General features: G+C 68.0%; 6 protein-coding genes. 4 read left to right on the top strand and 2 right to left on the bottom strand.

Going from position 1 to position 6154, the window contains the following annotated elements:
• The coding region (locus AB0J09_RS53695) for a LacI family DNA-binding transcriptional regulator (protein WP_360709899.1) at positions 1 to 575 on the bottom strand (575 nt) is incomplete at its 3' end.
• Positions 576 to 709: 134 nt separating this feature from the next.
• On the opposite strand from AB0J09_RS53695, the gene AB0J09_RS53690 reads away from it, so the two are divergent.
• The 4 genes from AB0J09_RS53690 to AB0J09_RS53675 are packed head-to-tail and all read left to right on the top strand — an operon-like array spanning position 710 to position 5723.
• Positions 710 to 2563, top strand: coding sequence for a beta-L-arabinofuranosidase domain-containing protein (locus tag AB0J09_RS53690; RefSeq protein WP_360709897.1), 1854 nt, complete (start codon positions 710 to 712; stop codon positions 2561 to 2563).
• A 12-nt stretch (positions 2564 to 2575) separates the two neighbouring features.
• Positions 2576 to 3943, top strand: coding sequence for an extracellular solute-binding protein (locus AB0J09_RS53685; protein WP_360709895.1), 1368 nt, complete (start codon positions 2576 to 2578; stop codon positions 3941 to 3943).
• The gene (locus AB0J09_RS53680) at positions 3943 to 4824 is read left to right on the top strand and encodes a sugar ABC transporter permease (RefSeq protein WP_360709893.1); all 882 of its coding nucleotides are present in this window, start codon (positions 3943 to 3945) and stop codon (positions 4822 to 4824) included. The genes AB0J09_RS53685 and AB0J09_RS53680 overlap by 1 nt, the downstream gene beginning before the upstream one ends.
• Entirely contained in the window at positions 4821 to 5723 is a 903-nt protein-coding gene (locus tag AB0J09_RS53675) for a carbohydrate ABC transporter permease (protein WP_360709891.1), read from the top strand. Before AB0J09_RS53680 ends, AB0J09_RS53675 begins: the two co-directional genes overlap by 4 nt.
• Here the strand turns inward: AB0J09_RS53675 and AB0J09_RS53670 are convergent.
• Positions 5720 to 6016 (bottom strand): hypothetical protein, encoded by a 297-nt coding sequence (locus tag AB0J09_RS53670; RefSeq protein ID WP_360709889.1) that lies wholly within the window; start codon positions 6014 to 6016, stop codon positions 5720 to 5722. The two genes, AB0J09_RS53675 and AB0J09_RS53670, sit on opposite strands and share 4 nt — an antisense overlap.
• Positions 6017 to 6154: the final 138 nt, after the last annotated feature.

The following is a 6154-nucleotide window of genomic DNA, read 5'->3' as shown; positions in this document are numbered from 1 at the left end:
GTCACGTGGCCGATGCGGGTGCGCCCCGTCGCCATGAGGTGGCGGGCGGCCAGCGCTCCGCCGCCCTCGTCGTCCGGGATGATCGAGATGTCCGAGTCGTCCGTGGACTGCGTCATCGCGTACACGACGGGAACGGGCAGGTCGCGGCCGATCCCAGGCCGCGGCTCCGTGCGGCGCCCCGTGACGATGATGCCCTCGACGCGCCTGGCCAGCAGGCGCTCGACATAGTGCCGTTCCCTGATCGGGTCGTCGCGCGTGTCGCACATGAACACCGAGATCTGGCCCGCGCCCAGGGCGTCCTCGGCACCCAGCATCACCGGGATGCTGAAGCGGCCGAAGCTGTCGCCCGTGACCAGGCCCACCGTGTACGTGCGGCCCGCCAGCAGTCCCTGGGCCAGCGGATTGGGCCGGAAACCGAGCCGTTCGGCGGCGGCGAGCACCCGGTCGCGGGTCTCGGTCCGCATCCGGCCGCGCCCGTTGAGCGCCTTGGACGCGGTGCCGATCGACACGTCGGCGGCCGCCGCGACGTCCCTGATCGTGACGGTTCTCGTTGTCCCATCGGAAAGGTTGGCCAACCGAGTCCCCTTTCGCGGTTACACCTTATTGCGCACAAGCATCCCCTTGACCTGTGATGTATCACACCTTACCCTCCGTTTGAGAAAACCTATTCCCAAGGTTTTCTCAATGAGGTTAGAGGTTGAGGAGCTAGATGCAGCAGAGTCCTGTCATTCCGTCCGGCCGGACAGTGTGGCGGCCGCTCGGGATCCAAGACGTGGTCATCACCGGCGGCCCGTTCGCGCGGTGGCAGCAGATCAACCACGAGGCCAGCATCCCGCTGGGCCTGGAGCAGATGGAGCGCTCGGGCGCTCTGCCCAACCTGCGGCGAGCGGGAGGGGAGGGCGAGGGGCCGTTCCAGGGCTACCGGTTCCAGGACTCCGACCTCTACAAGCAGCTCGAGGCGATCTCCTGGGAGCAGGTCCGCGCGCCCGAGCCCGGGTACGGCGAGTTCGCCGACCAGGCGGCGGCCGTCCTGAAGAAAGCCCAGCGGGCCGACGGCTACCTCAACTCGCACTACCAGGTCGTCAAACCGGACAAGATCTACGCCGAGCTCGAGTACAGCCACGAGATGTACTGCGCGGGCCACCTGTTCCAGGCGGCGGTGGCGGCCGCCCGTGCCGGGATCGGCGAGGGGGTGGTCGAGGTCGCCAGGCGCTTCGCCGACCACCTGGTCGACGTGTTCCTGACCGGCGGGAACGACGGCATCGACGGCCACGCGGAGGTCGAGACCGCGCTGGTCGAGCTCTACCGGGTGACCGGCGAGCGCGCCTACCTGGACCTGGCGTCCAAGCTGATCGACAACCGCGGCAAGGGCCTCATCAAGGACAGCGGCATGGGCATGCTGTACGCCCAGGACCACCTGCCGGTACGCGAGGCCGACACCGCGGTGGGCCACGCCGTGCGCCAGCTCTACCTGGAGGCCGGCATCGTCGACGTCTACCTGGAGACCGGCGACGAGTCGCTGCTGGAGTGCTCGCTGCGCCGCTGGGAGGACATGGTCGCGACCAAGACGTACATCACGGGCGGCCTCGGTTCGCGCCACGACGGCGAGGCGTTCGGCGAGCGGTACGAGCTGCCGCCCGACCGCGCCTACAGCGAGAGCTGCGCGGCCATCGCCAGCATCCACTGGAACTGGCGGCTGCTCCTGGCCACCGGCCAGGGCCGCCACGCCGACCTGATCGAGCGCACGCTCTACAACGCCTTCGCCGCCTCGACCTCGGCCGACGGCCTGCGCTTCTTCTACGTCAACCCGCTCCAGCGCAGGGACGACCTCGTCGAGGACGCCTACCTCGGGCGGCGCAGGGAGTGGTTCGCGTGCGCCTGCTGCCCGCCGAACATCATGCGCCTGGTGTCCTCGCTCGGCGCCTACGTGGCCACCACGACCGATTCCGGTCTCCAGCTGCACCAGTACGTTCCGGGGACGGTCGGCGGGAAGATCCGGGTCGAGACCGAGTACCCGTGGGACGGGCTCGTCCGCATCACGGTCGAGGAGGCGGGCGAATGGGAGCTCGCCCTGCGCATCCCGGCCTGGAGCGAGGCCACATACGTCGACGACCGGCCGGCCCGGGCCGCCGAAGACGGATATTTCCGTACCCGCCGTAACTGGCAGAGCGGTGACACGGTCGAGCTGCGGCTCGACATGACGCCCCGGCTCACCTACCCCCATCACAAGATCGACGCGGTCAGGGGCTCCGTGGCGCTGGAGCGCGGACCGCTCGTCTACTGCTTCGAGAACATCGACCAGCCCGAAGGCGTGGAGGTGGACGACCTCGCCCTGAGCCCGCAGGCTCCGCTGCGCGTGAAGCCCGTCGACGACCTCGAGGGCGTCGGCCGGACCGTACTGATCGAAACCGATGCCACCGCCGTGCACCAGCCGAACGGTGGCCTGCTGTACACCACGAAACCCCTGGCGACCACCACCAGCGTGACCGCGACCGCCGTCCCCTACTTCCAGTGGGACAACCGTGACGGCGGCGCGATGCGGGTGTGGATCCCCCTCGCGTAAGGAAAGACGCGGATGAGAAGACGCGACCTGTTGAAGCTGGGCGGGCTCGCCGCCCTCGGCGCCACGGCGGCGGCCTGCGGCGACGGCTCGGGCTCCGGCTCGGCCGGGAACGTGCAGCTGCAGTTCATGTACTGGGGCTCGACGTTCGAGAAGGCGGCCGTCGAGCGCATGCTCAAGCAGTACGAGCAGAAGCACGCGGGGGTGAAGGTCAAGCCGCTGTACACGCCCGACGAGTACGACGTGAAGCTCAACACGCTCGTGGCCAGCAACCGGCTTCCGGACGCCGGGTATGTGCCGCTGGCGATGTCGTACCGCCTGGGCCAGCAGGGCAAGCTGGTCAACCTGTTCCCCTATTTGAAGAAATATCCGCAGCTGGCCGGCTACCTGCCGGACGCGTACCTGTGGAGCGGCCAGGACAACCTGCACGGTGTCGCGACGGCCAACGAGATCGAGCTGCTGTGGTTCAGCAAGTCCGCCGTCGCGGCCGCCGGTGTCACGCCGCCTGCCGACGCCGCCTCCGCCTGGACCTGGGACCAGCTCGTTGAGAACGCCTACAAGCTGACGGTCGACCAGAACGGCAAGCACCCGGACGAGTCGGGCTTCGACCCGAAGCAGATCAAGCAGTTCGGCATCTCCAGCAGCATCACCTACGGCGCGGCCTGGTACGGGTTCCTGCGCAGCAACGGCGTGGACTTCGCCGACGAGACCGGCAAGAAGTGCCTGCTCGACACGCCCGAGGCGATCCAGGTGTTCCAGAACCTGCAGGACCTCGTCTACAAGCACCGCGTCGCGCCCGGCCCGGGCCAGCTCGCCGCGACCGGCGACGACGCGCCGGGCACCAACATCCTGCTCAAGACCAAGCGGGTGGCCATGGTGGTGGACGGCCACTGGAGCCTGCTCGACATGAACGAGAGCAAGGTGGACTACGGCATCGGCGTGCTCCCCAAGTACAAGGAGCCGTTCACCGCCAGCCAGGTGGCGGGCGCGTCGGCGGTGTTCGCGGGGAGCAAGCACGAGCAGGAGGCGGTCGAGCTGTTCGCCTTCCACAACGACCCGCGCTACGTCGACCTGTTCGCCAAGGGCCTGTGGATGCCGCAGGAGAAGAAGTACTACGAGGAGCAGGCGTCCGTCGACTCTTGGACGAAGAACGAGCTGCACCCGGCGGAGTTCCGCACCGCCGTCGTGGACTACGCCCGCGACCACGGCGTGCCCACGTTCGGCAACCGCGTCAAGAACATGTCCTCCATCAGCAGCGACGTGCTGGCCCCCGCGCTCCAGGAGATCGAGACCGGCAAGCGCCCGGCCGCGGAGATCCTCAAGGAAGTCACGCCGAAGATCACCAGCATGCTCCAGGGCTGGCAGCACACCCAGGAGCTCTGATGCGCCGCCTCGAGACACGCTGGGGCATCCTGATGGCGCTCCCCGCCATCCTGGGGTTCGTCATCTTCACCATCGGGCCCATGGTGGCCTCGGCGTTCTTCAGCATGACCGACTGGACGATCGGCGCCAGCCCGTCGTTCATCGGCCTGGACAACTACGCCACGATGGTCCACGACGACCTGTTCTGGAAGTCGCTGAGCACCACCACGTACTACACGCTCGGCGCGGTCCCGCTGGTGCTGATCGTCAGCTTCGCCGTGGCCATGCTGCTCAACCAGAAGGTGCGCGGCTTGGCGCTCTGGCGGACGATCTTCTACCTGCCGACGCTCGTCCCGGCCATCGCGAACGTCGTGCTCTGGATCTGGATCTTCAACCCGGACTTCGGCCTGCTGAACTCCCTGCTCCGGCAGGGCGGCCTGCCCGGCTCCCAGTGGATCTACGCCGAGTCGACGGCCGTCCCCTCAATGATCATCATGAGCACCTGGGGCTTCGGCAACACCATGGTGATCTTCCTGGCCGGGCTGCAGGGCGTGCCGAGGCACCTGTACGAAGCCGTGTCGATCGACGGCGGCGGCGTGTGGCGGCGCTTCTGGCACGTCACGCTGCCGATGATGACGCCGACCATCTTCTACAACCTGGTGGTCGGTGTCGTCGGCACCTTCCAGGTCTTCAACCAGGCGTACGTGATGACCGAGGGCGGGCCGAACCACGCCACGCTCTTCTACGTCTACTACCTGTTCCGCAAGGCGTTCACGGAGAGCGAGATGGGTTACGCCAGCGCGCTCGCCTGGACCCTGTTCATGATCATCATGGTGGTGACGTTCCTGATGTTCAGAAACGCCCGCCGCTGGGTCTACTACGAGATGGCAGGCGCACGATGACCGCCCTGGCAACCCCGGACAAGACCCGCGCGGCCCGGGTGGCTCCCACCGAGGGGTTGCGCAAACCTCGCAGGTACGGCCGGGCTCTGCTGTACGTGGCGCTGGTGGCGGGGTCGATCCCGACCCTGCTGCCGTTCGTGTGGCTCGTGCGCAGCGCTCTCATGCAGGACGCGCAGATGTTCGTCTCGCCGCCCCAGTGGATCCCCTCGCCGTTCCAGTGGTCGAACTTCACCGAGGCGCTCACCACCCAGCCCTTCGCCCGCTACTTCCTCAACACGCTGGTCATCGCCGTCATCAGCGTCCTCGGCACGGTGCTGACCTGCGCGGTCGCGGCCTTCAGCTTCTCCCGGCTGCGCTGGCGCGGGCGCAACGTCGTCTTCGCGCTGCTGCTGAGCGGCGTGATGCTGCCGTACGCGGTGACGCTCATCCCGACGTTCGTCATGTGGCAGGAGCTCGGCGCGATCGACACGATCGCGCCCCTCACGGTGCCCAGCTGGTTCGCCGGGGCGGGCGGGGGAGTGTTCAACATCTTCCTGCTCAGGCAGTTCTTCCTGACGATCCCGTTCGAGCTGGACGAGGCCGCCTACATCGACGGGGCCTCCCCGTGGCGGGTGTTCTGGACGATCGTCATGCCGCTGTCCAAGCCCGCGATCATCGTGGTGACCATCTTCACGTTCATCGGCACCTGGAACGACTTCCTCGGGCCGCTCCTGTACCTGCAGAACGAGGAGAACTACACGCTGTCGCTGGGGCTGGCCTCGTTCCAGAGCATGTACATCACCCAGTGGGGATACCTCATGGCGGCGTCGGCGGCGGTGATCGCGCCGATCATCGCGCTCTTCTTCTTCCTGCAGCGGTACTTCATCGAGGGCGTCACACTGACGGGCATCAAGAACTAGGCACCGGTCGCGGCGGCCCGCGCCCGCGCCAGCGTGGCGAGGGCGCGGGGGAAACCGGGCAGGCGGCCGGCCAGCGCGTCCAGGACGGAGAGCAGCACGCGCGCCGGGATACCGCGTGCCGCGAGCATCTCCGCCATCCAGCCCACGAAGGAGGCGAACAGCTCGGGGTCGTCGACATACAGAGCGGCCCGTAGGAAGTCGACGATGTACGCGACGTCATCGGCGGTGTGTCCGAGCTGGTGCTCCGCGTAAGCCGCCTCCATCTCGGGGACGCGCCGGGTCAGCTCATCCACGACGCCTCTCACCAGGTCCCCGGCGGACCTGGTGAGAGTGGCGTACTCGTGGCCGGCCAGGTGCGGCGGCCGCCTCTGAAGGCTTCCCGCCGGACCGGGCCGACCAGCTCGCCGCCGTCTCCGCGGGCCTGCTGAGCC

Origin of the sequence: Nonomuraea sp. NPDC049784 (assembly GCF_040659615.1) — a bacterium.
Taxonomy (GTDB): domain Bacteria; phylum Actinomycetota; class Actinomycetes; order Streptosporangiales; family Streptosporangiaceae; genus Nonomuraea.
This window is presented reverse-complemented; position numbering and strand designations above follow the sequence as displayed.

Bases quoted from the DNA above. Each gene is read 5' to 3' on its own strand.
- AB0J09_RS53675 (WP_360709891.1), top strand. From the start codon at position 4,821: ATGACCGCCCTGGCAACCCCGGACAAGACCCGCGCGGCCCGGGTGGCT.
- AB0J09_RS53685 (WP_360709895.1), top strand. From the start codon at position 2,576: ATGAGAAGACGCGACCTGTTGAAGCTGGGCGGGCTCGCCGCCCTCGGC.
- AB0J09_RS53690 (WP_360709897.1), top strand. From the start codon at position 710: ATGCAGCAGAGTCCTGTCATTCCGTCCGGCCGGACAGTGTGGCGGCCG.
- AB0J09_RS53680 (WP_360709893.1), top strand. From the start codon at position 3,943: ATGCGCCGCCTCGAGACACGCTGGGGCATCCTGATGGCGCTCCCCGCC.